This is a genomic window from Streptomyces cahuitamycinicus, assembly GCF_002891435.1.
Taxonomy (GTDB): Bacteria; Actinomycetota; Actinomycetes; order Streptomycetales; family Streptomycetaceae; genus Streptomyces; species Streptomyces cahuitamycinicus.
Window position 1 is genome coordinate 1 of record NZ_POUC01000088.1, and the last position, 23789, is coordinate 23789.

Below are 23789 nucleotides of genomic sequence, written 5' to 3' on the forward strand. Positions count from 1 at the left end.
AGTCCGACGCCGACAAGCCGGACGCGGCGAAGGTGCGGGCCGCGACGCGGGACGTCCAGCACGCCGAGTCGGCCCAGTCCAAGGCCCAGTCGGACGTCTCCGACGCGCAGGACGCCCTCGCCGCGGCCAAGAAGATGGCCGCAGACGCCCGCGCGATGCGCGATGAGGCCGCCCGCGAGGCCAAGTCGAAGATCGACGAGGCCTCCGACGCCGGTATTCAGAACCGGTCGTGGTGGGAGGAGGTCGGCGACTGGTTCACCGACAACTGGGACACCATCGTCGCGGTCTGCAAGGTCGTCGTCGCGGTCGTCGGCATCGTCGCGATGATCATCGGCGGGCCGATCCTGGCGGCGATCGTCCTGGTGGCTGCGCTCGTGGTGCTCGCCGACACGCTCTACAAATACTCCAAGGGCCAAGCATCCCTATGGGACGTGGGCCTTGCGGCCCTGGACTGCATACCCGGCATGAAGGGCCTGACCACGCTCGGCGGACTCGCCAAGGGGCTCAAGGCCCTCGGCAAGACCGGGCTCAAGGGAATGGCCATGGGCCTCAAAGGCATGGGGCCGCGCCTGAAGGGCCTGGGCCGGCAGATGAAGAACCTCTTCACCTGCGGTGATCCCATTGACATGGCCACTGGTCAGATGGTCCTGTCGATCACCGACATAGCCCTGCCCGGCGTCCTGCCCCTGGTAGTAGAGCGCAGTCACCGCACCGGGGTGAGAGCAGGCGGCTGGTTCGGGGCCAGTTGGACGTCCACCCTGGATCAGCGACTGCTGCTCGAAGACGGTGGCATCCGGTTCGTCGGAGCGGATGGGATCGTGCTTCATTACGCGGTCCCCGAACCGGGTGAGCCGATAAGGCCGTTGCTCGGCCCCCACTGGCCGCTCAGCTGGGACGGTTCGCCCGACGCACACGTCACCGTGAAACAGCCCGAGACCGGTACGACACTGAGCTTCAGGCGGGTGCAAGGCGGACCTGACGCGGTTCTCCCGTTGGTCGGCATGGTGGACCGCAACGGCAACACCATCACCGTTCGCTATGACACGGACGGGTCTCCTTGCGAGCTGGTCCATCACGGGGGGTACCGCGTCGGTATCACCACCGCATCGGGCCGTGTGACCGCCCTCGACCTCCTCAGTGCCCCCGATCAGCCCCGGCTCCTGTCATACGAGTACGACGGACTCAACCGCCTCGTCGGTGTGATCGACTCTTCCTCCGTCCCTCAGCGGTACAGCTACGACGACCAGCAGCGAGTCACCGGCTGGCAGAGCAGGATCGGTGACTGGTACCGCTACGCCTACGACGGCGGCGGCCGCTGTGTCGGCACGGGCGGCGACACGGGGGCCCTCACTTACTCGTACACGTATGACGACGACACGCGCACCACCGTGGCGACGGACTCCCTCGGGCACTCCGTCGAGTACACGTTCAACGAGGACCTCCGGCCCGTGCGCGAGACCGATCCGCTGGGGCACACGGTCACCCGGAGTTGGGACGAGTACGGGCGTCTCGTGGAGCTCACCGACCAGCTCGGCCGCACCACGAGTCTTCGTCACGATCCCGAGGGCAACGTCACGGAGATCGTTCGCGCGGACGGCGGGGTGATCCGCAAGGAGTACGACGAGCACGGCCATGTCACCAAGGTGAAGCAGCCCGACGGCAGCACCTGGGAGTCGGCCTACGACGAGCGGGGCAACCGCGTGGCGGTGATCGACCCGCTGGGCGCGACCACCTCCTTCACCTTCGACGAACACGGGGGACTCACTGGCGTCACCGATGCCCTGGGGCGCCGTCAGCAGACTGTCGTCAACGATGACGCGGGCCTCGTTGTCGGCACCACGGACGCGCTGGGTGCGACCAGCACCTTCACGCGGGACCCCTTCGGACGCATCACCGAACTCACCGACACCTTCGGGCAGGTGACGTACGTCGGCTGGACCAACGAAGGCCAGATCTCGTGGCGGCGCCTCCCCAACGGGACCATGGAGCGCTGGTCGTACGACGTCGAAGGCAACCCACAGGAATACCGCTCCTCGAACGGCCGCCGCACCACGTACGAGAACACCCACTTCGATCTCTGCACCTTGCGGGAGGACGAGGACGGGAGTCTGGAACGCTTCGAGTACGACACCGAGCTGAGACTGCGCAGCGTCACCAACGCGGCGGGCCAGACCTGGGTCTATGAGTACGACGGCGTCGGCCGGCTCGTCTCCGAGACCGACTTCAACGGTCGCACGCTGACCTACCGTTACGACGCAGCGGGCCAGTTGGTGGAGCGGATCAACGGTGCGGGTGAGACCACGCGATTCCGCCACGACCTCCTCGGCAACGTCGTCGCCATGGAGGCCGACGGCACCACCTCGACGTACGAGTACGACCTGCTCGGCAGGCTGGTCCGGGCCCGCAACGCGGACGTCGAACTCAGCCGCGAACACGATGGGGCCGGTCGGCTGCTCGCCGAGGCGTGGAACGGCCGGGAAGTGCGGTCCGAGTACGACATCACCGGTCGTCGCGCTGCCCGCAGGACACCGAGTGGCGCGATCAGCAGGTGGACGTACGAACTGGAGCGGCGGACGCTGGTGCAGCAGGTCGGAGGACATGACGTCGACTTCCAGTACGACATCGCGGGCCGCGAGATCGCACGGGTGCTGGGCAACGCCGCGCGGCTCACCCACGAGTGGGACGCGGAGCGGATGCGTACGACGCAGAGCATCGTCACAGGTGGTGGAGAGACCAGGCAGCGCGTCTTCCAGCACCGGGCCGACGGTGCGCTGACGGCCGTGACGGACTCCCGCCACGGCGAGCGTGCCTTCGTGTTCGACCAGGCCGGGCGGGTGACGGCAGCACGGGGCGGGGCCGGATGGGACGAGGCATACGAGTACGACGTCCTGGGCAACGTGACCGCCTTCAACACCTCGGGTCCGGTGCGGGACGAGGAGACCGGTTCCGGGAGCCGTACCTACTCGGGCACGCTCATCGAGCGAACGGGCCGAACGTCCTACCACCATGACGGGCAGGGGCGGGTGGTCCGGCGGGTCACCCGTCTGCTGTCCGGCGGCAGGCGTGAGTGGCGCTACAACTGGAACGCCGAGGACCAGCTCACGGACGTTCTGACTCCGGACGGCCGTCACTGGCATTACGTCTACGACCCGGTCGGCCGACGTGTCGCGAAGCAGTTGCTGGCGGATGACGGCTCAACGGTCATCGAACAGGTGTCGTTCTTCTGGGACGGCGACGACCTTGCGGAGCAGACGGACGGAACGGTCAGCACGTCGTGGGACTGGATCGACGGGTCGACGCCGATCAGCCAGCGGGTACGCGCGACCGGTCCCGTCGAGCGGGACACGCCGCAGGATGAGATCGACGAGCGTTTCTATGCCATCGTCACCGACCTGTTGGGCACACCGACGGAACTCATCGACGCCGACGGGAACATCGCATGGACGCAGTCATGGACGCTCTGGGGCGTCCCCGTCGACCTGCCCGGCGACCGCCGGGTCGACTGCCCGCTCCGATTCCCCGGCCAGTACTTCGACGCGGAAACGGGGTTGCACTATAACCATCACCGCTATTACGAGCCGAGCACGGCACGTTATATCAGTCCAGATCCGTTGGGTCGGACTCCGGCACCGAACCACCATGCCTATGTAAAGAACCCATTGCAGTGGAAGGACCCGCTGGGGCTGAAAGCCCCCTGCACGGTGGACCTTTACCACGGCACGCTCGGTCATCATGCCGACAATATCCTGGCGAATGGTATCGACATCCACGCGTCGACCCGCAAGATGGACTTCGGGCGTGGCGGCTTCTACGTCACCAATGATCCTCGGCAGGCGCTGGACTGGGCCAAGAAACTGGCAGATCGGAACGGCGGTGTTCCGGCAGTCATCCATTTCAAGGTCCCGAAGGCGGAGTTGGACAATCTGGGCAGTAAGATATTTAATGGGCCGGGTGACGATGTGGCGGACTTTATCCGCCATCACCGTAACGGAGGCGCCATGCACAACCACGAACTGGTGGAAGGGCCGATGCTCCTCAACCTCAAGGGATTCCTGCGCGGAGGGGGTCCGCCCGTTCTGGAGGGTCACCAGATCGCCATCTTCGGGGACCGGGCTGCCGAACTGTTCTCCAACTCCATTCACCGACGAGTAGGGCCTCCGACATCGTGACAGCGGAATTTCTCATGCGCCTCGACGACGGCATGCTCGAATATTTCCGAGACATGGCGAACGAAATGGTGTCAAGGTTTGGCATCTCTCGCGCCGAGGCCGTGGCGAGGATCAACGAGCGATATCAGAACGCCGAAATTTCCCCCTATCCGGATCTCATGTGCCACGAGTTTCCGGAATACTGGACTTACGGCCTGTACTACTATCCGGATGAGGCGGGCAGACTGCCGACCGGCGACGAGGACGATGATGAGTCCATCGACTTCTCTGTCCTGAAGGTACGCCCCGCTCCTGAACCGGGCTCGCCCGTCTGGACGATCAAGGATCGCGCGTGACGCCGATTTGTTGAGCAGAGGAGTCCGCTGTGCGCCTGGTGATCACCTCGCAGAAGGTGCGTGGAGATCAACCTTTTCCTTATGGGAATGGATAACCCGGTGGACGACTCGAGTCCGCAGTCCTTCAAGAAAGAATTCAAGGAGTATTGCGAGGGGCACCCGGGTGATGGATGACGGACATGAGGGCCAGAGCAGGACTCCGCAGGGAGTGGCTCTGACGCGCAGCCTGGCGTGCGGCGACGGCCCGCTCCCCTCGGCCCGAGCCGAGCGCATGGCGCGCGGGGTCTTCGCCGCCCTCGGCGGCATCCTCATGGAGGGCGTGCGCGTGGTCGGGCGGTTCTCCGGCGAGGTCATGGCCATCGCCGACGCGCTCGGCTACTTCCAGGACCACGAGGTGCACGCAGCCTCCCTGCTGCCGTGGTCCGAAGGGGTCGCCGGCTTCCCCGACCCCGTGGAGCGGCTGGAGGAGCCCGAGATGGTGTGGCGCATGTGCCGTGTCGGCGCCGATCTTCAGCTGACCCGGCTGCTTCAGGCCCTCGTCACCGCCGCCCTCGCCGCAGGCACCGAGCCGGGGGAGGGAGCCGCCGGGATCGCGGAGATCCTCCGTGTCGCATGCGGCCTCGTTGAACCGGGCCGCGCTCTGATCATCCCCGCCGAATGCCACCGCATGTGGCGCGTCGCCCACCTCCCCGCCATCCTCCGCCCGGCGTCCGACGCACCCGAGTGGGGGAAGACCGGCTATCGGGCCTACGACGCAGAGCTGGAGCGGGTTCTTCAAGGGAAGGGGCCCTGGCCCGCCCGGCCTAGTGTTTGACCCACGTCACCCCCGGGGTATTCTCCTCGGCTCGATTGGCGTCCGCCATGCCCCGTATGGCAGACTGTCCGAGTTGCTCGGTCGAGTGTTGATGCTGCGCGCCTCCCGCCGGGAGGACCGGAAGCGAGTCCCACAGTACTCGTCGCCCTAACTGCCATCACGGCAGCGCTGGGGCGGACGTACGGGAATCTTTCGGGAAGTGTCAGTGCAGCGCCGACCAGGCACCCGGTGGGCCTTTCGCCCCCGGCTCGCGGTTCCGGTAGGGCCGTGCGCGATCCCGCAGGGATGTTCGAACAAGGGGCATCTGTGTCAGCGAGACTGCGACACGCCCGACCGCGTGGGTCGGAGGAGCGAAGGCAGCAACAGGGATCCACCGGGTTCCAGAGCGTTAGAGAGACAGGACTACTGAGTAGCCATGGCGGGACAGAAGATCCGCATCCGGCTCAAGGCCTACGACCACGAGGTCATCGACTCTTCGGCGAAGAAGATCGTCGAGACGGTGACTCGCACTGGTGCGTCGGTCGCGGGCCCGGTGCCGCTGCCCACTGAGAAGAACGTGTACTGCGTCATCAAGTCGCCGCACAAGTACAAGGACTCGCGCGAGCACTTCGAGATGCGCACGCACAAGCGCCTGATCGACATCCTCGACCCGACCCCCAAGACCGTTGACTCTCTGATGCGACTCGACCTCCCGGCCGGTGTCGACATCGAGATCAAGCTCTGAGGCCGGTGATCTGAACGATGGCTAAGCAGATCAAGGGCATCCTGGGCGAGAAGCTCGGCATGACGCAGGTGTGGGACGCGAACAACCGTGTCGTCCCCGTCACCGTCGTCAAGGCCGGCCCCAACGTCGTCACCCAGGTCCGCACGAACGACACCGACGGCTACGAGTCCGTCCAGATCGCGTTCGGCGAGATCGACCCGCGCAAGGTGAACAAGCCCCTCAAGGGCCACTTCGCCAAGGCCGACGTCACTCCCCGCCGCCACCTCGTCGAGATCCGTACCGCTGACGCCAGCGAGTACACCCTCGGCCAGGAGATCACCGCTGAGGTGTTCGAGGCCGGCATCAAGGTCGACGTGACCGGCAAGAGCAAGGGCAAGGGCTTCGCCGGTGTCATGAAGCGTCACAACTTCAAGGGCCTCGGCGCCGGACACGGCACCCAGCGCAAGCACCGCTCCCCCGGTTCCATCGGTGGCTGTGCCACCCCGGGCCGTGTGTTCAAGGGCCTCCGCATGGCGGGTCGTATGGGCAACGAGCGGGTCACCACCCAGAACCTGACCGTCCACGCCGTTGACGCGGAGAAGGGTCTGCTGCTCATCAAGGGCGCGGTTCCCGGTCCGAACGGCGGCCTCGTCCTGGTCCGCACCGCGGCCAAGGGGGCCTGAGGTAATGAGCACTGTTGACATCCTTTCGCCGGCGGGCGACAAGGCCGGTTCCGTCGAGCTCCCCGCGGAGATCTTCGACGTTGAGAAGGTCAGCATTCCGCTGATCCACCAGGTCGTCGTCGCACAGCTGGCCGCTGCCCGTCAGGGCACGCACAAGACCAAGACCCGCGGCGAGGTTCGCGGTGGCGGCAGGAAGCCGTACCGCCAGAAGGGCACCGGCCGCGCCCGCCAGGGTTCGACCCGTGCGCCGCAGTTCGCCGGCGGTGGCGTCGTCCACGGCCCGCAGCCGCGTGACTACTCGCAGCGGACCCCGAAGAAGATGAAGGCCGCGGCCCTGCGCCACGCCCTCACCGACCGGGCCCGCCACAACCGCATCCACGTCGTCTCCGGCGTGATCGAGGGCGAGACGCCGTCCACGAAGGCCGCCAAGTCGCTGTTCGGCAAGATCTCGGAGCGCAAGAACCTGCTCCTGGTCGTCGACCGCGCCGACGAGGCCGCGTGGCTGTCCGCCCGCAACCTGCCCCAGATCCACATCCTGGAGCCGGGCCAGCTGAACACGTACGACGTTCTCGTCTCGGACGACGTGGTCTTCACCCAGGCCGCCTTCGAGTCCTTCGTGTCCGGCCCGCAGGCCAATGACACCGAAGGGAGCGAGGTCTGATGGCTATCCGTCACCCCGCTATCGCCTCCAAGGCGGCGAAGAAGGCCAAGGCCGCGCGCGTCGCCAAGGCGCGCCGCCACGCCACCGAGGGCAAGAACACCGTCGAGACCCCGCTGAGCAAGTCCTTCACGGACCACCGTGACGTGCTGCTCAAGCCGGTCGTCTCCGAGAAGAGCTACGCGCTTCTCGACGAGGGCAAGTACACGTTCATCGTGGACCCGAGCGCCAACAAGACCCAGATCAAGCAGGCCGTCCAGGCGGTCTTCTCGGTCACGGTCACCGGGGTCAACACGATCAACCGCCAGGGCAAGCGCAAGCGGACCCGCACCGGTTTCGGCCAGCGCGCGTCCACCAAGCGCGCGATCGTGACCCTCGCTGAGGGCGACCGTATCGACATCTTCGGCGGTCCGACCGCGTAAGCGGGTCGGATCGTCCGATATCGGACGAGGACTGAGAAATGGGAATCCGCAAGTACAAGCCGACTACGCCGGGCCGTCGTGGCTCCAGCGTCGCCGACTTCGTCGAGGTCACGCGGTCCACGCCGGAGAAGTCGTTGGTCCGCCCCCTGCACAGCAAGGGTGGCCGTAACAACTCCGGTCGTGTGACCGTCCGCCACCAGGGCGGTGGCCACAAGCGCGCCTACCGCGTGATCGACTTCCGTCGTCACGACAAGGACGGCGTGCCGGCGAAGGTCGCGCACATCGAGTACGACCCCAACCGCACCGCGCGCATCGCGCTCCTGCACTACGCGGACGGCGAGAAGCGCTACATCCTCGCGCCGCGTGGCCTGAGCCAGGGCGACCGCGTCGAGAACGGTCCCGGGGCCGACATCAAGCCGGGCAACAACCTTGCCCTGCGCAACATCCCGGTCGGTACCACGCTGCACGCCATCGAGCTGCGTCCGGGCGGCGGCGCGAAGTTCGCCCGCTCCGCCGGCGCCTCGGTGCAGCTGCTCGCGAAGGAGGGCTCCATGGCCCACCTGCGCATGCCGTCCGGTGAGATCCGCCTGGTCGACCAGCGCTGCCGCGCCACGGTCGGCGAGGTGGGCAACGCCGAGCAGAGCAACATCAACTGGGGTAAGGCGGGCCGTAAGCGCTGGCTGGGCGTTCGCCCGACCGTGCGTGGTGTGGTCATGAACCCGGTAGACCACCCGCACGGTGGTGGCGAAGGCCGTACCTCGGGTGGTCGCCACCCGGTGTCCCCCTGGGGCAAGAAGGAAGGCCGTACTCGTTCGCCCAAGAAGGCGTCGAACAAGTACATCGTCCGCCGCCGCAAGACGAACAAGAAGCGCTAAGGACGGGTTGAGATGCCTCGTAGCTTGAAGAAGGGGCCCTTCGTCGACGACCACCTGATCAAGAAGGTGGACGCCCAGAACGAAGCCGGCACCAAGAACGTCATCAAGACCTGGTCCCGTCGCTCGATGATCGTGCCGGCCATGCTCGGCCACACGCTCGCGGTGCACAACGGCAAGACCCACATTCCGGTGTTCGTCACCGAGTCGATGGTCGGCCACAAGCTCGGCGAGTTCTCGCCGACGCGCACCTTCCGGGGTCACGTCAAGGACGACCGGAAGTCGAAGCGCCGCTAAACGCGGGGTGGAATGACCATGACAGACACTGGAAGGACAACCATGGAAGCCAGGGCCCAGGCGCGGTACATCCGCGTCACGCCCATGAAGGCCCGCCGAGTGGTGGACCTCATCCGTGGCCTGAACGCCACGGAGGCTCAGGCGGTCCTGCGTTTCGCCCCGCAGGCCGCGAGTCAGCCGGTCGGCAAGGTGCTTGACAGCGCCATCGCCAACGCCGCGCACAACTACGACCACACCGATGTCGACAGCCTCTTCGTCTCCGAGGCCTACGTCGACGAGGGCCCGACCCTGAAGCGGTTCCGTCCGCGTGCCCAGGGCCGTGCCTACCGGATCCGCAAGCGGACCAGCCACATCACCGTGGTCGTCAGCAGCAAGGAAGGAACCCGGTAATGGGCCAGAAGGTAAACCCGCACGGGTTCCGGCTCGGTGTCACGACCGACTTCAAGTCGCGTTGGTACGCCGACAAGCTGTACAAGGACTACGTCAAGGAAGACGTCGCCATCCGTCGGATGATGACGTCCGGCATGGAGCGCGCCGGCATCTCCAAGGTCGAGATCGAGCGCACCCGTGACCGCGTGCGTGTGGACATCCACACCGCTCGTCCGGGCATCGTCATCGGCCGCCGCGGCGCCGAGGCCGACCGCATCCGCGGTGACCTCGAGAAGCTCACGGGCAAGCAGGTCCAGCTGAACATCCTCGAGGTCAAGAGCCCCGAGACGGACGCTCAGCTGGTTGCTCAGGCCGTCGCCGAGCAGCTCTCCTCCCGCGTCTCCTTCCGTCGCGCCATGCGTAAGAGCATGCAGGGCACGATGAAGGCCGGCGCCAAGGGCATCAAGATCCAGTGCGGTGGCCGCCTCGGTGGCGCCGAGATGTCCCGCTCGGAGTTCTACCGCGAGGGCCGTGTGCCCCTGCACACGCTCCGCGCGAACGTGGACTACGGCTTCTTCGAGGCCAAGACGACCTTCGGCCGCATCGGCGTGAAGGTCTGGATCTACAAGGGCGACGTCAAGAACATCGCCGAGGTCCGCGCCGAGAACGCCGCCGCCCGCGCGGGCAACCGCCCGGCCCGTGGTGGCGCTGACCGCCCGGCCCGTGGTGGCCGTGGTGGCGAGCGTGGCGGGCGCGGTCGTAAGCCGCAGCAGGCTCCGGCTGCCGAGGCCCCCAAGGCCGACGCTCCCGCCGCCGCTCCGGCTGAGAGCACCGGAACGGAGGCCTGACCGAAATGCTGATCCCCCGTAGGGTCAAGCACCGCAAGCAGCACCACCCCAAGCGCAGCGGCATGGCCAAGGGTGGCACTGAGGTCGCGTTCGGCGAGTACGGCATCCAGGCGCTGACCCCGGCGTATGTGACGAACCGTCAGATCGAGGCCGCTCGTATCGCCATGACCCGCCACATCAAGCGTGGCGGCAAGGTCTGGATCAACATCTACCCGGACCGCCCCCTCACCAAGAAGCCCGCCGAGACCCGCATGGGTTCCGGTAAGGGTTCTCCTGAGTGGTGGATCGCCAACGTCAAGCCCGGACGCGTGATGTTCGAGCTGTCGTACCCCAACGAGAAAATCGCGCGCGAGGCCCTGACCCGTGCGGCCCACAAGCTGCCGATGAAGTGCAAGATCGTCAAGCGCGAGGCAGGTGAAGCGTGATGTCGGCCGGTACCAAGGCGTCCGAGCTGCGCGAGCTGGGCAACGAGGAGCTCCTCAACAAGCTCCGCGAGGCCAAGGAAGAGCTGTTCAACCTCCGCTTCCAGGCGGCGACGGGCCAGCTCGAGAACCACGGTCGGCTCAAGGCCGTCCGTAAGGACATCGCGCGGATCTACACCCTGATGCGTGAGCGCGAGCTGGGCATCGAGACGGTGGAGAGCGCCTGATGAGCGAGAGCAACGTGACTGAAGAGACCAAGACGGACCGCGGTTTCCGCAAGACCCGTGAGGGTCTGGTCGTCAGCGACAAGATGGACAAGACCGTCGTCGTCGCCGTCGAGGACCGCGTCAAGCACGCGCTGTACGGCAAGGTCATCCGCCGTACGAACAAGCTCAAGGCCCACGACGAGCAGAACGCCGCGGGTGTCGGCGACCGTGTCCTCCTCATGGAGACCCGGCCGCTGTCCGCGACCAAGCGCTGGCGCGTCGTCGAGATCCTCGAGAAGGCCAAGTAATCCCGCCTGGGGGGACCCCCCAGGCATCGTTCCGCCAGGCTCGGGGCGGGTGTGCAAGTGACGCATCCCGCCCCGGGAACCGGCAGACAATCAGGAGATAGACGTGATCCAGCAGGAGTCGCGACTGCGTGTCGCCGACAACACTGGTGCGAAGGAAATCCTTTGCATCCGTGTGCTCGGCGGCTCCGGTCGCCGCTACGCGGGTATCGGTGACGTCATCGTCGCCACCGTCAAGGACGCGATCCCCGGTGGCAACGTGAAGAAGGGTGACGTCATCAAGGCGGTCATCGTTCGCACCGTCAAGGAGCGCCGCCGTCCGGACGGCTCGTACATCCGCTTCGACGAGAACGCCGCCGTCATTCTCAAGAACGACGGCGACCCTCGTGGCACCCGTATCTTCGGCCCGGTCGGCCGGGAGCTGCGCGAGAAGAAGTTCATGAAGATCATCTCCCTCGCGCCGGAGGTGCTGTGAGCATGAAGATCAAGAAGGGCGACCTGGTTCAGGTCATCACCGGTAAGGACAAGGGCAAGCAGGGCAAGGTCATCGCGGCCTTCCCCCGTGAGGACCGCGTCCTGGTCGAGGGTGTCAACCGGGTCAAGAAGCACACCAAGGCCGGTCCGACGGCTCGCGGTTCGCAGGCCGGCGGCATCGTCACCACCGAGGCGCCGATCCACGTCTCCAACGTCCAGCTGGTCGTGGAGAAGGACGGCAACAAGGTCGTGACCCGCGTCGGTTACCGCTTCGACGACGAAGGCAACAAGATCCGCGTTGCCAAGCGGACGGGTGAGGACATCTGATGACGACCACCACCAGCCCGCGTCTGAAGCAGAAGTACCGTGAGGAGATCACGGGCAAGCTGCGTGACGAGTTCAAGTACGAGAACGTCATGCAGATCCCCGGTCTCGTCAAGATCGTGGTCAACATGGGTGTGGGCGACGCCGCCCGCGACTCCAAGCTGATCGAGGGCGCCATCCGCGACCTCACCACGATCACCGGTCAGAAGCCGGCCGTCACCAAGGCTCGCAAGTCCATCGCGCAGTTCAAGCTGCGTGAGGGCCAGCCGATCGGTGCCCACGTCACGCTCCGTGGCGACCGCATGTGGGAGTTCCTGGACCGCACCCTGTCGCTCGCGCTGCCGCGCATCCGCGACTTCCGTGGCCTGTCCCCCAAGCAGTTCGACGGCCGTGGCAACTACACCTTCGGTCTCACGGAGCAGGTCATGTTCCACGAGATCGACCAGGACAAGATCGACCGCACCCGGGGTATGGACATCACCGTGGTGACCACGGCGACCAACGACGCTGAGGGCCGCGCGCTCCTTCGTCACCTCGGCTTCCCCTTCAAGGAGGCGTGAGCGAGATGGCGAAGAAGGCTCTGATCGCTAAGGCTGCTCGCAAGCCCAAGTTCGGTGTGCGTGGCTACACCCGCTGCCAGCGCTGTGGCCGCCCGCACTCCGTGTACCGCAAGTTCGGCCTGTGCCGCGTGTGCCTTCGTGAGATGGCTCACCGTGGCGAGCTGCCGGGCGTGACCAAGAGCTCCTGGTAATCCCCCTCATCAGGGATTGCAGGGCTCTCGGTAAGCAAGTAGGGGTGGCAAGGCGTCCAGCTCGCATGCCGTAGGCTTGCGGGGTTGGGCGTCTGCCGCCGCCCTTACGACCGCGGACACCTGTCCGCTCATTGAATGCTTACTACGCCGTAGGTCCACCGCGCCGCACCCGTCCCGTCTCGGATCGGGGAGAGGGATGGCGCACCAGGAAACCCCGGCGAGAGAGGCCGAAGGCCAATTCATGACCATGACTGATCCGATCGCAGACATGCTGACCCGTCTGCGGAACGCGAACTCGGCATACCACGACTCCGTGACGATGCCGGCATCGAAGATCAAGTCGCACATCGCGGAGATCCTCCAGCAGGAGGGCTTCATCACGGGCTGGAAGGTCGAGGACGCCGAGGTCGGCAAGAACCTCGTCCTGGAGCTGAAGTTCGGCCCCAACCGTGAGCGCTCCATCGCGGGCATCAAGCGCATCTCCAAGCCCGGTCTCCGGGTGTACGCGAAGTCCACCAACCTGCCGAAGGTTCTGGGCGGCCTGGGCGTGGCCATCATCTCCACGTCGCACGGGCTCCTGACCGACAAGCAGGCGCAGAAGAAGGGCGTGGGTGGGGAAGTCCTCGCCTACGTCTGGTAATTCGGGAACGGAGGAGAGAAAGCAATGTCGCGTATCGGCAAGCTCCCCATCCCGGTTCCCGCCGGCGTGGACGTCACCATCGACGGCCGTACGGTCGCGGTCAAGGGCCCCAAGGGCGAACTGACCCACACCGTCATCGCGCCGATCGACATCGCGAAGGCCGAGGACGGCACCCTTCAGGTGCTGCGGCCGAACGACGAGCGGCAGAGCAAGGCCCTGCACGGCCTGTCCCGCACGCTGGTGGCGAACATGATCACCGGTGTGACCCAGGGATACGTCAAGAAGCTCGAAATCAGCGGTGTCGGTTACCGTGTCGTGGCCAAGGGCTCCAACCTGGAGTTCTCCCTCGGCTACAGCCACCCGATCCTGGTCGAGGCCCCCACGGGCATCACCTTCAAGGTGGAGTCCCCGACCCGTTTCTCGGTCGAGGGCATCGACAAGCAGAAGGTCGGTGAGGTTGCGGCCAACATCCGCAAGCTGCGCAAGCCCGACCCGTACAAGGCCAAGGGCGTCAAGTACGAGGGCGAAGTCATCCGCCGCAAGGTCGGAAAGGCGGGTAAGTAAGCCATGGCATACGGACAGAAGATCCTTAAGGGCGACGCCTACAAGCGCGCCGCGATCAAGCGCCGCCACATCCGGATCCGTAAGCACATCAACGGTACGGCGGAGCGTCCGCGTCTGGTCGTTACCCGCTCGAACCGCCACATCGTGGCCCAGGTGATCGACGACATCAAGGGTCACACCCTTGCGTCGGCGTCCACCCTGGACACCACGATCCGCGGTGGCGAAGGCGACAAGTCCGCACAGGCCAAGCAGGTCGGCGCCCTGGTCGCCGAGCGCGCCAAGGCCGCCGGTGTCGAGGCCGTCGTGTTCGACCGTGGTGGTAACCAGTACGCGGGGCGCATCGCCGCCCTGGCGGACGCCGCCCGCGAGGCCGGACTCAAGTTCTGAGTCGCCCGTCGCGTCAGCGACAAAACGTTGGCGCGTAGCTAGCGGAAACAGAGAGAGGTAATTCCAATGGCTGGACCCCAGCGCCGCGGTGGCGGTGCCGGTGGCGGCGAGCGGCGGGACCGGAAGGGTCGCGACGGTGGCAACGCCGCCGCCGAGAAGACCGCGTACGTTGAGCGCGTAGTCGCGATCAACCGCGTCGCCAAGGTTGTGAAGGGTGGTCGTCGCTTCAGCTTCACCGCGCTGGTCGTGGTGGGCGACGGTGACGGCACCGTGGGTGTCGGATACGGCAAGGCCAAGGAGGTGCCGGCCGCCATCGCCAAGGGTGTTGAGGAGGCCAAGAAGCACTTCTTCAAGGTCCCCCGCATCCAGGGCACCATCCCGCACCCCATCCAGGGTGAGAAGGCTGCCGGCGTCGTGCTGCTCAAGCCCGCGTCGCCCGGTACCGGTGTTATCGCCGGTGGTCCGGTGCGCGCCGTGCTCGAGTGCGCCGGTATCCACGACGTGCTGTCGAAGTCGCTCGGCTCCGACAACGCGATCAACATCGTCCACGCGACCGTGGCGGCCCTGAAGGGTCTGCAGCGTCCCGAGGAGATCGCGGCCCGCCGTGGTCTGCCGCTCGAGGACGTCGCCCCCGCGGCTCTCCTGCGTGCGCGTGCCGGGGCGGGTGCGTAATCATGGCGCAGCTCAAGATTACGCAGGTCAAGTCCTACATCGGCAGCAAGCAGAACCACCGTGACACCCTGCGTTCCCTTGGTCTCAAGGGCATCAACACGCAGGTCGTCAAGGAGGACCGCCCCGAGTTCCGCGGAATGGTGCACACCGTCCGCCACCTCGTGACGGTCGAGGAGGTCGACTGATCATGGCGGAGCAGAACCCGCTCAAGATCCACAACCTCCGTCCTGCCCCGGGCGCCAAGACCGCCAAGACCCGTGTGGGTCGTGGTGAGGCGTCGAAGGGTAAGACGGCCGGTCGTGGTACCAAGGGCACGAAGGCCCGTTACCAGGTTCCGGAGCGCTTCGAGGGTGGCCAGATGCCCCTCCACATGCGTCTCCCGAAGCTGAAGGGCTTCAAGAACCCGTTCAAGACCGAGTTCCAGGTCGTGAACCTCGACAAGCTGGCCGCGCTCTACCCCGAGGGTGGCGAGGTCACCGTCGAGGGTCTGGTGGCCAAGGGGGCCGTTCGCAAGAACAGCCTCGTCAAGGTCCTCGGCCAGGGCGAGATCTCCGTGGCGCTGCAGGTGACGGTCGACGCCGTCTCCGGCTCCGCCAAGGAGAAGATCACCGCTGCCGGCGGTTCCGTCACCGAGCTCGTCTGAACCCCACAGGCGTCTCGATGACCTGAGCGATCCCGACCGGGGATACCCCACATATGGGGTATCCCCGGTTGGTCGTTCCTAGGGCGGCAGCTCGCCGGTAAGGTGGCCTGCACTGCCCACTTTTCAATGGGTGCTTCACTTCGGGCACTCTCAGCGGCAGTTGACCGTTACCTATTCGTCGAACCTCAAGACCGTCACCCTTGACGCAGTAGCGCGGGGGTCGCAGGAGGCACCGTGCTCACCGCGTTCGCCCGGGCGTTCAAGACGCCCGACCTGCGCAAGAAGCTGCTCTTCACGCTCGGAATCATCGTGGTCTACCGGGTGGGTACGCACGTACCCATCCCAGGCGTCGACTACCGGAACGTCCAGACCTGTATCGACAACGCCGAGGCCAACCAGGGCCTGTTCGGTCTGGTCAACATGTTCAGCGGCGGCGCGCTGCTCCAGATCACGATCTTCGCGCTGGGCATCATGCCGTACATCACGGCGAGCATCATTCTGCAGCTGCTGACCGTGGTGATCCCGCGTCTGGAAGCCCTGAAGAAGGAGGGCCAGGCCGGTACGGCGAAGATCACGCAGTACACCCGTTACCTGACGATCGCCCTCGCCATCCTTCAGGGCACCGGTCTCGTCGCCACCGCCCGCAGCGGCGCGCTGTTCCAGAACTGCCCAGTGGCCAGCCAGATCGTCCCCGACCAGTCGATCTTCGTCACCGTCACCATGGTCATCACCATGACCGCCGGTACGGCCGCCGTGATGTGGCTCGGCGAGCTCATCACCGACCGCGGCATCGGCAACGGCATGTCGATCCTGATGTTCATCTCGATCGCCGCCACCTTCCCGTCCGCGCTGTGGGCCATCAAGACGCAGGGCTCGCTGGCCGGCGGCTGGATCGAGTTCGGCACGGTCATTGTCGTCGGCCTCGTCGTGATCGGCCTGGTGGTCTTCGTCGAGCAGGCTCAGCGCCGTATTCCGGTCCAGTACGCGAAGCGCATGATCGGCCGCCGGTCCTACGGCGGTACGTCGACGTACATCCCGCTGAAGGTCAACCAGGCCGGCATCATCCCTGTGATCTTCGCCTCGTCGCTGCTCTACATCCCGGCACTGGTCGCGCAGTTCGCCGGTGGAAACTCCGGCTGGAAGATCTGGATCGAAAAGAATCTTGCGCTGCCGGACGCCCCGATGCACATGGTCCTGTACTTCCTCCTGATCATTTTCTTCGCGTTCTTCTATGTGGCGATCTCCTTCAACCCCGAGGAAGTCGCCGACAACATGAAGAAGTATGGTGGCTTCATCCCGGGCATCCGGGCTGGCCGACCGACCGCTGAGTACCTGTCGTACGTGCTCAACCGGATCACCTGGCCGGGTTCGCTGTACTTGGGACTGATCGCTCTCGTGCCGACGATGGCGTTGGCTGGTTTCGGGGCAAACCAGAACTTCCCGTTCGGCGGGACCAGCATCCTGATCATCGTGGGTGTCGGACTCGAGACCGTGAAGCAGATCGAGAGCCAGCTCCAGCAGCGCAATTACGAAGGGTTCCTCCGCTGATGCGTATCGTCCTCGTCGGGCCGCCGGGCGCCGGTAAGGGAACGCAGGCCGCGTTCCTGGCACAGAACCTGTCGATCCCGCACATCTCCACGGGCGACCTGTTCCGGGCCAACATCAGCCGGCAGACGGAACTCGGCAAACTGGCGAAGTCCTACATGGACGCGGGCAATCTCGTGCCCGACGAGGTCACCATCGCGATGGCGAAGGACCGCATGGAGCAGCCGGACGCCGAGAACGGCTTCCTGCTCGACGGCTTCCCCCGCAATGTCTCGCAGGCCGAGGCGCTCGACGAGCTGCTCGAGGCCGAGAGCATGCAGCTCGACGCGGTGCTTGATCTGGAGGTCCCCGAGGACGAGGTGGTCAAGCGGATCGCCGGCCGCCGCATCTGCCGTAACGACTCCTCGCACGTCTTCCACGTGACGTACAAGCAGCCGGCCAAGGACGGCGTCTGCGACGTCTGCGGCGGCGAGCTGTACCAGCGTAACGACGACTCCGAGGAGACGGTCCGGACGCGCCTGGAGGTCTACCACACCCAGACCGAGCCGATCATCGACTACTACAAGGCCCAGGGCCTGGTGGTCACGATCTCGGCGCTCGGCAAGGTGGAGGACGTCACGACCCGCGCCATGGAGGCGCTGAAGCGTGACGAGGGCGACAAGTAGTCGTCCGTACGCAGCTACGGCCGCGGTTCCCCTCGGGGAGCCGCGGCTGCTGTGTGGGCGGGGCCGGTCACGCGGCCCCGTATCGTTGAAGGCGTTCGTTTCCGCCGAGGGTCCAGAAAGGCCGTAGCTCCCATGGTGCAGATCAAAAGCCCCGAGCAGATCGCCAAGATGCGTGAGGCGGGGCTGGTCGTCGCCGCCATTCACGCGGCGACCCGTGAGGCCGCCGTGCCCGGGGCCACGACGAAGGATCTGGACCAGGTCGCCCGCAAGGTGCTCGCCGAGCACAACGCCAAGCCGAACTTCCTCGGCTACGGCGGCTTCCCGGCGACGATCTGCACGTCGGTGAACGAGGTCGTCGTCCACGGCATCCCGTCCGACGACGTCGTCCTCAAGGACGGGGACGTCATCTCGATCGACTGCGGCGCGATCATCGACGGCTGGCACGGCGATGCGGCGTACACGGCCTTCGTGGGCTCCGGTCACGCTCCGGAGCTGGTCGAGCTCTCCCGGGTGACCGAGGAGTCGATGTGGGCCGGCATCGCCGCCATGAAGCAGGGCAACCGTCTGGTCGACGTCTCCCGGGCGATCGAGACGTACATCCGCCGCCAGCCCAAGCCGGGCGGCGGCAAGTACGGGATCATCGAGGACTACGGCGGCCACGGCATCGGCACCGAGATGCACATGGACCCGCACCTGCTGAACTACGTCGAACGGCGGCGCGGCAAGGGCCCGAAGCTGGTGCCCGGCTTCTGCCTAGCGATCGAGCCGATGGTGTCCCTGGGGACGCCGAAGACGGAGGTCCTCCAGGACGACTGGACCGTCATCACGACGGACGGCACCTGGTCGTCGCACTGGGAGCACTCCGTCGCCCTGACGGAGGAGGGGCCGCTGGTGCTGACGGCTCCCGACGGGGGGAAGGCGAAGCTCGCCGAGATGGGGATCGTCGCCGCGCCGGATCCGCTGGGCTGAGCGCCGCGCCCTCCGGGGTGGACGGTAGAGCCCTCCGGCGGCGCGGGTTCGTTGTGGTTGTTCGCGCCCACGCGGCGGAGCCGCATGTCGACACAGCCCCGCGCCCCTTCGAGGGCGCTTAAAGCGCTGCCCGGTGGGGCAGACTCTCTCGATTCGTGTTTCCGGGAGCCCTGTCGTAGACTGACTCGTCGGCTCTTGTGTACCCGCATGCCTGCATGCGCTCGCACAGAGTCGATCAAGGTAGTCGATTCGAAGGGCGAAGCGTGGCCAAGAAGCAAGGTGCCATCGAGATCGAGGGCACTGTCGTCGAGTCTCTTCCGAACGCCATGTTCAAGGTCGAGCTCCAGAACGGCCACCAGGTCCTGGCACATATCAGCGGCAAGATGCGCATGCACTACATCCGCATCCTCCCTGACGACCGGGTCGTGGTGGAGCTGTCTCCGTACGACCTGACGCGTGGCCGGATCGTCTACCGCTACAAGTAGATCTTGCCCGCGCCCCGGCTTCCGGGGTGGTGGCACTGACCCGGAGAACCTCACCCATGAAGGTCAAGCCGAGCGTCAAGAAGATCTGCGACAAGTGCAGGGTGATCCGCCGTCACGGCCGGGTCATGGTCATCTGCGACAACCCGCGCCACAAGCAGCGCCAGGGCTGACGCACGACCGATCCCTCTGCATCCATCGCAGAGATTCGCGCGACGCAAGCTGAATATGTTCATACGCAGGACCCAGGCGAACGAGCGTCCGCCTGACACCCCCGGTTCGGAGGCTGGGGACCCAGTTCGTACCTGGTACGGCGACTGGGAGTCGGTTCTGTGGAAGACCTCCGACAAGTAACTGGAGCCATTGAATGGCACGCGTTTCCGGTGTTGACATCCCGCGCGAAAAGCGCGTGGAGATCGCCCTCACCTACGTGTTCGGCATCGGCCGGACTCTCTCCCAGCAGACGCTGGCCGCCACCGGCGTGGACCCGAACACCCGTGTTCGGGACCTCTCCGAGGAGCAGCTGGTCGCGATCCGCGAGTACGTCGACAACAACATCAAGACCGAGGGTGACCTCCGCCGCGAGGTCCAGGCCGACATCCGCCGCAAGGTCGAGATCGGTACCTACCAGGGTCTCCGTCACCGTCGTGGTCTGCCCGTCCGCGGTCAGCGCACCAGCACCAACGCTCGTACCCGCAAGGGCCCGCGTCGCGCCATCGCCGGCAAGAAGAAGCCGGGCAAGAAGTAGTCCACAGCGGACGCCTGTCCACGGTCTTCGCTGTAGGACCGACCACCTCCCGTAGGAGTTATAGATGCCCCCCAAGGGTCGTCAGGGCGCTGCCAAGAAGGTGCGCCGCAAGGAAAAGAAGAACGTCGCTCACGGCCACGCGCACATCAAGAGCACGTTCAACAACACGATCGTCTCGATCACGGACCCGTCCGGCAACGTGATCTCCTGGGCCTCCGCCGGCCACGTCGGCTTCAAGGGCTCCCGGAAGTCCACGCCGTTCGCCGCGCAGATGGCCGCCGAGTCGGCTGCCCGTCGCGCCCAGGAGCACGGCATGCGCAAGGTGGACGTGTTCGTCAAGGGTCCCGGCTCCGGCCGTGAGACCGCGATCCGCTCGCTCCAGGCCACCGGCCTCGAGGTCGGTTCGATCCAGGACGTCACGCCGACCCCGCACAACGGCTGCCGTCCGCCCAAGCGCCGCCGCGTCTGACCCCTCGGGGCGGGTGCACGGCCGCTTGTCGGTCTGAGGGTTTTCGGGCGGTATGGCTCTTCGGGGCCATATCGCCCGTACCCTTGTAACTGCAACACAGATCGGGCTGCCGCCCGGTGGCAAGGGCATCAAATAGTGGGTGCCCCTGACTGAAGGACTCACCACATGCTGATCGCTCAGCGTCCCTCGTTGACCGAAGAGGTCGTCGACGAATTCCGCTCCCGGTTCGTGATCGAGCCGCTGGAGCCGGGCTTCGGCTACACCCTCGGCAACTCCCTGCGCCGGACCCTCCTCTCCTCGATCCCGGGTGCGGCGGTCACGTCCATCCGCATCGACGGCGTGCTGCACGAGTTCACCACCGTGCCGGGCGTCAAGGAGGACGTCACCGACCTGATCCTCAACATCAAGCAGCTGGTCGTCTCCTCGGAGCACGACGAGCCGGTCGTGATGTACCTGCGCAAGCAGGGCCCGGGTCTGGTCACCGCCGCCGACATCGCGCCCCCGGCCGGTGTCGAGGTGCACAACCCCGACCTCGTCCTCGCCACGCTCAACGGCAAGGGCAAGCTGGAGATGGAGCTCACGGTCGAGCGTGGCCGCGGCTATGTCTCCGCCGTGCAGAACAAGCAGGTCGGCCAGGAGATCGGCCGGATCCCGGTCGACTCCATCTACTCGCCGGTGCTCAAGGTCACGTACAAGGTCGAGGCCACGCGTGTCGAGCAGCGGACCGACTTCGACAAGCTGATCGTCGACGTCGAGACCAAGCAGGCCATGCGTCCGCGTGACGCCATGGCGTCGGCCGGCAAGACCCTGGTCGAGCTGTTCGGTCTGGCCCGCGAGCTCAACATCGACGCCGAGGGCATCGACATGGGCCCGTCCCCGACGGACGCCGCCCTGGCCGCCGATCTGGCGCTGCCGATCGAGGAGCTGGAGCTCACCGTTCGGTCGTACAACTGCCTCAAGCGCGAGGGCATCCACTCCGTGGGTGAGCTCGTCGCCCGTTCCGAGGCGGACCTGCTCGACATCCGCAACTTCGGTGCGAAGTCCATTGACGAGGTCAAGGCCAAGCTCGCGGGTATGGGGCTTGCGCTGAAGGACTCGCCTCCCGGGTTCGACCCGACCGCCGCGGCCGACGCCTTCGGCGCCGACGACGACGCGGACGCGGGCTTCGTGGAGACCGAGCAGTACTGAGAGCCCGGGCCATCCGGTCCGTTCTCGGGTGCGGGAGCGCTGTGCTTGATCGCGCAGTTCCCCGCGCCCCTTCCGGACAGGTCCTTCGGGGCCTTGTCCGGATCTCCGACGGGCGACCGCCCGCTCGGATACTGACCCCGGTACCTGATACGGCCGGGGCAGACACCTAGGAGAAGCACCATGCCGAAGCCCACCAAGGGTGCCCGTATGGGCGGCAGCGCCGCGCACGAGAAGATGATGCTCGCGAACCTCGCGAAGTCGCTCTTCGAGCACGGTCGTATCACCACCACCGAGGCGAAGGCCCGCAAGCTGCGGCCGTACGCCGAGCGTCTGGTCACCAAGGCGAAGAGGGGCGACCTTCACAACCGCCGTCAGGTGCTCCAGGTCATCACGGACAAGAGCATCGTGCACACGCTCTTCACCGAGATCGGCCCGCGCTACGAGAACCGTCCGGGTGGCTACACCCGCATCACCAAGATCGGTAACCGCCGTGGCGACAACGCGCCCATGGCTGTCATCGAGCTGGTCGAGGCGCTGACGGTGGCGCAGGAGGCGACGGGCGAGGCCGAGGCCGCGACCAAGCGCGCCGCCAAGGACACCGAGGCCGCCGAGGCTCAGGTCGACACGACCAAGGCCGAGGACGCCGAGGAGTCGAAGGACGCGTAAGCGTCTGCAGGGCGGGTCCGTTCCCTTTTTCAGGGGGCGGGCCCGCCTTTGCGTTGGTGAGAGGATCCTGGGGTGAGTGACGAAGTAGAGGCCGGCCACGTCCGGGTCCGGCTCGATCTGTCGTACGACGGGAGCGAGTTCTCCGGGTGGGCCAAGCAGGCCGGGGGGCGGCGTACCGTCCAGGGGGAGATCGAGGACGCCCTGCGGACCGTGACGCGGTCGCGGGAGACGTACGAGCTGACCGTCGCGGGGCGTACCGATGCCGGCGTGCACGCGCGGGGACAGGTCGCGCATGTGGACCTGCCGCGTGAGGTGTGGGCCGAGCACCACCAGAAGCTGCTGAAGCGGCTCGCGGGGCGGCTGCCGCGGGACGTCCGGGTCTGGGCCCTCAGGGAGGCGCCCAGCGGCTTCAACGCCCGTTTCTCGGCCGTCTGGAGGCGGTACGCGTACCGGGTCACCGACAACCCCGGGGGCGTCGACCCACTGCTGCGCGGCCATGTGCTGTGGCACGACTGGCCCCTCGACGTGAACGCCATGAACGAGGCGGCCCGGGGGCTGCTGGGCGAGCACGACTTCGCCGCCTACTGCAAGAAGCGGGAGGGCGCGACCACGATCCGCACGCTCCAGGAGCTGAGCCTGGTGCGGGGGGACGACGGGATCATCACCGCCACCGTGCGGGCCGACGCCTTCTGCCACAACATGGTGCGCTCGCTCATCGGGGCGCTGCTGTTCGTCGGGGACGGGCACCGGCCGGCCGACTGGCCGGGGAAGGTGCTGGCGGCCGGCGTACGGGACTCGGCCGTGCACGTCGTACGGCCGCACGGGCTGACGCTGGAGGAGGTCGGCTACCCGGCCGACGGACTGCTCGCCGCGCGCAACAAGGAGGCGCGGAACAAGCGGTCGCTGCCGTCGGCGGGCTGCTGCTGACGTCCGGCTATTCGTTGGCCGCGGCCGAGGCCTGGACCTCGCCGCGGCGGCGGATCTGGTCGAACGTGAACTGGGCCAGGTCGTCCCCGGTCTTGTAGACCGGGATGTCCTTGGGCGTCACGTTCTTGCCGTTGGTGAAGCCGGCGTTGGTGAAGTAGGCGTAGCGGCCGTAGGAGTTGGTGGTCGTGCGGCAGAACCCGGCTTCGCAGAAGGGCTTCACGCCGCCGCCGGAGAGCGACTTCACGAAACTCTTCTTGGTGCTCTGGCCCTTGGCCTTCACGGCCTGCGCCTCGGTGTCGAAGACGGCCACGCCGACCGTCACGGCGATGCCGTCCTTGACGTAGGTGGCGCGTATCAGGCGGGTGCAGTCGTTCGCCGTGAGGATCTTGGGGAGCGTGCCGCCGACCGCCGAGGCGCAGGTGCGGGTGTCGGCGGTGGGGCCCTTCTTGTACACCGTCCCGGCCTCGGTCAGCTGGGTGCCCGGGAAGAGGGTGTCCGGGCTGAGTGGGGCCTTGTCCTTCTTCGCGCTGGCGATGAAGTCCTTCGGGTCCAGCGGGGGAGGGGCGCTGGTC

At 66.5% G+C, this 23789-nt stretch carries 34 protein-coding genes and 1 pseudogene; 34 read left to right on the forward strand and 1 reads right to left on the reverse strand.

Annotated elements, in window-relative coordinates; genetic code table 11:
* The 34 genes from C1J00_RS14690 to truA all read left to right on the forward strand — a co-directional run.
* Positions 1-4169 (forward strand): RHS repeat-associated core domain-containing protein (locus C1J00_RS14690; RefSeq protein WP_102909537.1); only part of this gene is annotated, 4169 nt, incomplete at its 5' end.
* A gap of 14 nt (positions 4170-4183) precedes the next feature.
* Positions 4184-4504, forward strand: a complete 321-nt coding sequence (locus C1J00_RS14695; RefSeq protein WP_245936343.1) for a hypothetical protein — start codon at positions 4184-4186, stop codon at positions 4502-4504.
* A gap of 166 nt (positions 4505-4670) precedes the next feature.
* Entirely contained in the window at positions 4671-5318 is a 648-nt protein-coding gene (locus C1J00_RS14700) for a hypothetical protein (RefSeq protein ID WP_146046191.1), read from the forward strand.
* 415 nt (positions 5319-5733) lie between these two features.
* The gene (rpsJ, locus tag C1J00_RS14705; protein ID WP_003948644.1) at positions 5734-6042 is read left to right on the forward strand and encodes a 30S ribosomal protein S10; all 309 of its coding nucleotides are present in this window, start codon (positions 5734-5736) and stop codon (positions 6040-6042) included.
* 17 nt (positions 6043-6059) lie between these two features.
* Positions 6060-6704 carry a 50S ribosomal protein L3 gene (gene rplC / locus C1J00_RS14710; protein WP_102909540.1) on the forward strand — a complete coding sequence of 215 codons (645 nt, stop codon included), beginning with the start codon at positions 6060-6062 and terminating at the stop codon, positions 6702-6704.
* A 4-nt stretch (positions 6705-6708) separates the two neighbouring features.
* Positions 6709-7365, forward strand: a complete 657-nt coding sequence (gene rplD / locus C1J00_RS14715) for a 50S ribosomal protein L4 (RefSeq protein WP_102909541.1) — start codon at positions 6709-6711, stop codon at positions 7363-7365.
* The gene (gene rplW, locus C1J00_RS14720) at positions 7365-7784 is read left to right on the forward strand and encodes a 50S ribosomal protein L23 (protein WP_102909542.1); all 420 of its coding nucleotides are present in this window, start codon (positions 7365-7367) and stop codon (positions 7782-7784) included. The genes rplD and rplW overlap by 1 nt, the downstream gene beginning before the upstream one ends.
* A 38-nt stretch (positions 7785-7822) precedes the next feature.
* Positions 7823-8659 carry a 50S ribosomal protein L2 gene (gene rplB / locus C1J00_RS14725; protein ID WP_031141294.1) on the forward strand — a complete coding sequence of 279 codons (837 nt, stop codon included), beginning with the start codon at positions 7823-7825 and terminating at the stop codon, positions 8657-8659.
* 12 nt (positions 8660-8671) lie between these two features.
* On the forward strand, positions 8672-8953 hold the full coding sequence (gene rpsS / locus C1J00_RS14730) for a 30S ribosomal protein S19 (RefSeq protein WP_003992359.1): 282 nt from the start codon (positions 8672-8674) through the stop codon (positions 8951-8953).
* A 42-nt stretch (positions 8954-8995) separates the two neighbouring features.
* The gene (gene rplV / locus C1J00_RS14735) at positions 8996-9343 is read left to right on the forward strand and encodes a 50S ribosomal protein L22 (protein ID WP_030839668.1); all 348 of its coding nucleotides are present in this window, start codon (positions 8996-8998) and stop codon (positions 9341-9343) included.
* Positions 9343-10170, forward strand: coding sequence for a 30S ribosomal protein S3 (gene rpsC, locus C1J00_RS14740; protein ID WP_030860973.1), 828 nt, complete (start codon positions 9343-9345; stop codon positions 10168-10170). Before rplV ends, rpsC begins: the two co-directional genes overlap by 1 nt.
* A 5-nt stretch (positions 10171-10175) precedes the next feature.
* Complete coding sequence (gene rplP, locus C1J00_RS14745; protein WP_030839663.1) at positions 10176-10595, forward strand: 50S ribosomal protein L16; 420 nt, start codon at positions 10176-10178, stop codon at positions 10593-10595.
* A complete protein-coding gene (gene rpmC, locus C1J00_RS14750; protein WP_010036720.1) occupies positions 10595-10819 on the forward strand; it encodes a 50S ribosomal protein L29 in 225 nt (74 codons plus the stop codon). Before rplP ends, rpmC begins: the two co-directional genes overlap by 1 nt.
* Positions 10819-11106, forward strand: coding sequence for a 30S ribosomal protein S17 (rpsQ, locus tag C1J00_RS14755; protein ID WP_010036717.1), 288 nt, complete (start codon positions 10819-10821; stop codon positions 11104-11106). Before rpmC ends, rpsQ begins: the two co-directional genes overlap by 1 nt.
* Positions 11107-11209: 103 nt before the next feature.
* Positions 11210-11578: a 50S ribosomal protein L14 gene (gene rplN, locus C1J00_RS14760; protein WP_003992364.1), complete on the forward strand. Its 369-nt coding sequence runs from the start codon at positions 11210-11212 to the stop codon at positions 11576-11578.
* A gap of 2 nt (positions 11579-11580) precedes the next feature.
* Positions 11581-11904 (forward strand): 50S ribosomal protein L24, encoded by a 324-nt coding sequence (gene rplX, locus C1J00_RS14765; RefSeq protein WP_003992365.1) that lies wholly within the window; start codon positions 11581-11583, stop codon positions 11902-11904.
* Positions 11904-12461 (forward strand): 50S ribosomal protein L5, encoded by a 558-nt coding sequence (rplE, locus tag C1J00_RS14770; protein WP_030839657.1) that lies wholly within the window; start codon positions 11904-11906, stop codon positions 12459-12461. Before rplX ends, rplE begins: the two co-directional genes overlap by 1 nt.
* Before the next feature lie 5 nt (positions 12462-12466).
* On the forward strand, positions 12467-12652 hold the full coding sequence (locus tag C1J00_RS14775) for a type Z 30S ribosomal protein S14 (RefSeq protein WP_003948630.1): 186 nt from the start codon (positions 12467-12469) through the stop codon (positions 12650-12652).
* Between the two features lie 241 nt (positions 12653-12893).
* Positions 12894-13292 carry a 30S ribosomal protein S8 gene (gene rpsH, locus C1J00_RS14785; protein WP_030839654.1) on the forward strand — a complete coding sequence of 133 codons (399 nt, stop codon included), beginning with the start codon at positions 12894-12896 and terminating at the stop codon, positions 13290-13292.
* 24 nt (positions 13293-13316) lie between these two features.
* Positions 13317-13856, forward strand: a complete 540-nt coding sequence (rplF, locus tag C1J00_RS14790) for a 50S ribosomal protein L6 (RefSeq protein ID WP_102909543.1) — start codon at positions 13317-13319, stop codon at positions 13854-13856.
* A gap of 3 nt (positions 13857-13859) precedes the next feature.
* The gene (gene rplR / locus C1J00_RS14795) at positions 13860-14243 is read left to right on the forward strand and encodes a 50S ribosomal protein L18 (RefSeq protein WP_055622533.1); all 384 of its coding nucleotides are present in this window, start codon (positions 13860-13862) and stop codon (positions 14241-14243) included.
* A 66-nt stretch (positions 14244-14309) separates the two neighbouring features.
* Positions 14310-14915 carry a 30S ribosomal protein S5 gene (rpsE, locus tag C1J00_RS14800; protein ID WP_102909544.1) on the forward strand — a complete coding sequence of 202 codons (606 nt, stop codon included), beginning with the start codon at positions 14310-14312 and terminating at the stop codon, positions 14913-14915.
* Between the two features lie 2 nt (positions 14916-14917).
* Entirely contained in the window at positions 14918-15100 is a 183-nt protein-coding gene (gene rpmD / locus C1J00_RS14805) for a 50S ribosomal protein L30 (RefSeq protein ID WP_003974250.1), read from the forward strand.
* A gap of 2 nt (positions 15101-15102) precedes the next feature.
* Positions 15103-15558 (forward strand): 50S ribosomal protein L15, encoded by a 456-nt coding sequence (gene rplO, locus C1J00_RS14810; protein ID WP_030839644.1) that lies wholly within the window; start codon positions 15103-15105, stop codon positions 15556-15558.
* Positions 15559-15792: 234 nt separating this feature from the next.
* Positions 15793-17106 carry a preprotein translocase subunit SecY gene (gene secY / locus C1J00_RS14815; protein ID WP_102909545.1) on the forward strand — a complete coding sequence of 438 codons (1314 nt, stop codon included), beginning with the start codon at positions 15793-15795 and terminating at the stop codon, positions 17104-17106.
* Entirely contained in the window at positions 17106-17768 is a 663-nt protein-coding gene (locus C1J00_RS14820; protein WP_102909546.1) for an adenylate kinase, read from the forward strand. The genes secY and C1J00_RS14820 overlap by 1 nt, the downstream gene beginning before the upstream one ends.
* A 132-nt stretch (positions 17769-17900) precedes the next feature.
* Positions 17901-18737, forward strand: a complete 837-nt coding sequence (gene map, locus C1J00_RS14825; RefSeq protein ID WP_102909547.1) for a type I methionyl aminopeptidase — start codon at positions 17901-17903, stop codon at positions 18735-18737.
* Between the two features lie 263 nt (positions 18738-19000).
* Entirely contained in the window at positions 19001-19222 is a 222-nt protein-coding gene (infA, locus tag C1J00_RS14830; RefSeq protein ID WP_003948620.1) for a translation initiation factor IF-1, read from the forward strand.
* Positions 19223-19278: 56 nt separating this feature from the next.
* Positions 19279-19392: a 50S ribosomal protein L36 gene (gene rpmJ / locus C1J00_RS14835; RefSeq protein WP_003974245.1), complete on the forward strand. Its 114-nt coding sequence runs from the start codon at positions 19279-19281 to the stop codon at positions 19390-19392.
* A gap of 194 nt (positions 19393-19586) precedes the next feature.
* A complete protein-coding gene (gene rpsM / locus C1J00_RS14840; RefSeq protein WP_003974244.1) occupies positions 19587-19967 on the forward strand; it encodes a 30S ribosomal protein S13 in 381 nt (126 codons plus the stop codon).
* A 64-nt stretch (positions 19968-20031) separates the two neighbouring features.
* Positions 20032-20436 (forward strand): 30S ribosomal protein S11, encoded by a 405-nt coding sequence (gene rpsK / locus C1J00_RS14845; protein ID WP_003956432.1) that lies wholly within the window; start codon positions 20032-20034, stop codon positions 20434-20436.
* Positions 20437-20601: 165 nt separating this feature from the next.
* Complete coding sequence (locus C1J00_RS14850) at positions 20602-21624, forward strand: DNA-directed RNA polymerase subunit alpha (protein WP_003966937.1); 1023 nt, start codon at positions 20602-20604, stop codon at positions 21622-21624.
* 180 nt (positions 21625-21804) lie between these two features.
* Positions 21805-22290 carry a 50S ribosomal protein L17 gene (rplQ, locus tag C1J00_RS14855; RefSeq protein ID WP_102909548.1) on the forward strand — a complete coding sequence of 162 codons (486 nt, stop codon included), beginning with the start codon at positions 21805-21807 and terminating at the stop codon, positions 22288-22290.
* A 72-nt stretch (positions 22291-22362) separates the two neighbouring features.
* The gene (gene truA, locus C1J00_RS14860) at positions 22363-23217 is read left to right on the forward strand and encodes a tRNA pseudouridine(38-40) synthase TruA (RefSeq protein ID WP_102909549.1); all 855 of its coding nucleotides are present in this window, start codon (positions 22363-22365) and stop codon (positions 23215-23217) included.
* Between the two features lie 7 nt (positions 23218-23224).
* On the opposite strand, the pseudogene C1J00_RS14865 reads toward truA, so the two are convergent.
* A pseudogene (locus C1J00_RS14865) lies at positions 23225-23789 on the reverse strand (hypothetical protein); the annotation flags it as partial.